Raw genomic sequence first — 3,351 nt, 5'->3', positions numbered from 1 at the left:
AAAGGTGCTAGTTCTGGTGGTTATACTACTTATACTAGTGGCACAACTACAATCGAAGTTCAAGATCAAATACACGTACTTTAATATCTATACTTTTAATCCCAAAGGAAATTCCTTTGGGATATTCTTTCTTGTCATTAAATTTTTTCATACATTGTTTATCTTTTTAATTAGCATCAAATCTACAAAATTTTAGTTATTTAATCAGTAAGTCTGGATGATAAATAAAGGCTGAAAATGGATTAAAATTTGGCGGTAAATGTAGATAAATTTACCGCCGCAAGGATAAACTATTTTCCAGTTGGGTCTAAGCCATTTAAGATGTAATTTACTTCATCATTGCTTAGCTCGTAGTGTAAAAATTCTTTATAAAATTTCTTCGTTTCCGCACGCAAATCCAAATCCCCAAAAAGCTCGGGATGCAAGGTCTTAGCCGCCCATAAAATTTGCAAAGCCCCCTCGGCTCCATATCTATCCCAGCTAAAAACGCCAGTTGGATTTACGTAAACTCTTTTATTTTTTACAGCGTTAGTATCTGCGTAGATAGGATTTTCGTATATTTTTTTCAAAATTTCTGGAGCTTTGGCTCTGCCTATGATGATGACATCAGGGTTCATATTTGGTATCTCCTCGGCATTGATTTCAAGCATATTTCCTGCTTTTTGTACCGCGTTTTGGCCACCTGCGACTCTTATCCACTCATCTATGATCGTATTTGCGCCATCAACCTTAAATAAATTCTTGCCGTCTGCTATGTGAAGTACTTTAGGTCTATCTGGCGCAGCGATCTTATCCGTTTTACTTAGCACTTTTTTAAGGTTGCCGTCAAAATACTCGTTAAATTTCTCCGCGATTTTCGGCGCGTCGCCTCCTATGACCTTAGCCATTATAGATACGCTCTTTTTCATATCCGCATGATTCGTAAATGACGGATAAAGCACGGTAAAGCCGTTTTTGGTTAGCTCTTCTTTGTTCTTTTTATCGGCGGCTATGACGACGTCCGGGCTTAGTTTGATTAGCTCTTCTACTTGTAAATCTTTGCCGTTTACGCCGTTTGGTATGCTTGAAATCCTAGGATAAATATGTGCAAACCATTTGTTGTTTTTGATTAGATCGGTGGTCGCTACTATCTTGTCCGCGCCGCCTAGCATTAATATGATTTGATTGTTCGCATACCAAAGCGTGGCGATTTTTTATACTTTTGCGGGGACTTTTACGACGTCGCCAGTGATGTCCTTGACATCTCTAAACTCAGCTGCATTAAGCAAAAGGCCTGCAAACAGCACCACTAAAGCCATGAAAAATTTTTTCATTTTTTCTCCTTATATTAAATATATATTTTTATATATAAGTGCTAATGCTATATGTTATCGCCTTAATAAACAATATCTTTACAATATAAATTTCTAATTTAGAGCTTTAAAATTTATGAGTGAATGTGGATTTTTATCTGTTATTGATAGATTAAATTTATAGCAAGGACTCCCCTTCTTGCACTTGGCAAAAAAGGGAGAAAAGAGAGATTATTTCTCAAAAGCTTTTTGCAAGCTAAATGGAAACGCCTGATAGCCCATAGCATTTGTCATCTTTATCTCGATGCTAGGCTCTTTTGCGCCCCACTCAAACTCATCGATGTGTGGGCTAGGAAGTCCTACTGGGCGACCTTTTGCGATGTCAAACTGCATACCAGCAACGGCTGAGTAGACCATCACGCTATCAAGGTCATCTTGATACTGCGTAAGGCTAGTGACCGAACTATACCACTCTTTGCCACGCTCTTTGCCGTACTCCCAGATCTGCTCAACAGTCTTTTTCTTTTCATCTATTTTATAAACGACTGCGCGAGAGTATTTCATGCCAGCGATAGCTGGTTGCTCCATGCCCCTTGTGTCACCGTTGTCAAAGACGCTTAGATAAATTTCGCCTTTTTTAGACTTGCTATCTATCCTAAATGCAGTGTGCTGCGTCCATTGCCAGTCAAAGCCACCTTTGTCGCTTTCATATCCTGGGCATTTTGAGTATTCATCTTCGCAGACTATTTTGTTGCCTTTGCTATCGACTGGCTGAAGGAGTTTATCTTTAAATTTATCGCTCCAACCCTTGTGGGCACCCATGATCCATTTTACTTGTTTATCGCGGCCGATCTTGATAACTGCATCTTGGTGGCGGCTTGAGATGATGATACTATCATCGCTTGGGTCATAATCCACGCTATTTACGTGCGCCCAGTTGCGTCCTGGACCAGCGCCAACTATATCGCCCCACTTATCGTGCGTATCCATAGACTGAAGCTCATCAGAGCTTGCAGTGTGACCTGCTTTTTTAGCGTCTATGTTTAAGCAAACTGCGCCTTGATCAAGCGTTTTTAGCACGATGTCGCGGTAAGGATCGAGGATTTCATATAGTCTAAAGTCATCAACTACGTTGCCATCTCTGTCAAGCTCAACGATCACGTCGCGCACTGTTCTTACGTTTTTACCGTCAGCTCTTTTGTAGTCGGCATTTGCCACTCGCAAGAAGTAGTGTCCGTTTTGTGCTACGTCCATCGAGTGAGAGAAGTCGTTGTAGCTGGCTGGTAGCTCGCGGTTAAAAATTTCTCTACCCATGATGTCGTATTTTGCGTATCTTTGGCCATATCCCCAAGTCATAGCGCCGTCATCATTTTGCTTAAAGCCCATCATTACGCCAGCGTGAAATGGCTGTTTAAGATCGTAAATTTTACTTGGCTCAAGGTACCATCTAACCTCGCCTTTTGTATCAAGGATGAAGTTATTTGGGCTGTAGTTCCACTCGATCGCACCGCCAGCTGGGTTGTTCCAAACGACTTTTGTGCCCTTGCCTGTTTTATTTACGAAGTTATTTACGTAGTAGAGGCGGTTAGCAAATTTAGCACTCGCAGGCTTAGTAACCTCGATCTTATCAAATAGCGCACCCTTTTGATTTGGCGTGCCTGAGCTTTCTAGGTAGATGGCTGGAGCGTAAATTTTATAGCTCTCTTTTATATGTTCAGTTTTACCTTTGTAGCTCTTGTCGTACTCGACTTCAACGGTATTTTGATAGTCAGGATACATGCCAAAAACAGGTATGCCGCCATGTGTGCGAAGATGCTTGTCAGCCACTTTGTAGCTTATCACCTGACCGCCTTGTTTTGGTACGATGGTTACTTTTGCATTGCTTAGTGTGTAGCCACCATTTTTAATGACTGCTGTAAGTGGCGCTGTATCATATGGATTTACCACTACTTCGCCTATTTGCCCAGTGATAGCATAGTCTAGTTTAGCTCCGCTTGGGCCACCTATCGCAAAAGCGCTTGAGCAAAGCACGGAAGCTAGCGCAACACAACTCAAAGTC

2 protein-coding genes are annotated in these 3,351 nt (G+C 41.4%); both read right to left on the bottom strand.

The window, feature by feature from the left end:
• Positions 1-290: 290 nt before the first annotated feature.
• Positions 291-1,190: an ABC transporter substrate-binding protein gene (locus F3G69_RS07175; RefSeq protein ID WP_316342243.1), complete on the bottom strand. Its 900-nt coding sequence runs from the start codon at positions 1,188-1,190 to the stop codon at positions 291-293.
• 333 nt (positions 1,191-1,523) lie between these two features.
• Positions 1,524-3,351, bottom strand: a 1,828-nt coding sequence (locus F3G69_RS07170) for an aryl-sulfate sulfotransferase (RefSeq protein WP_223155895.1), incomplete at its 5' end; no start/stop codon positions are given.

It is taken from the genome of Campylobacter concisus, assembly GCF_902460625.1.
In the GTDB taxonomy this organism is placed as follows: Bacteria; Campylobacterota; Campylobacteria; order Campylobacterales; family Campylobacteraceae; genus Campylobacter_A; species Campylobacter_A concisus_AD.
The sequence above is the reverse complement of the archived record's forward strand: the minus strand, read 5'-3'. Positions and strand labels throughout refer to the sequence as shown.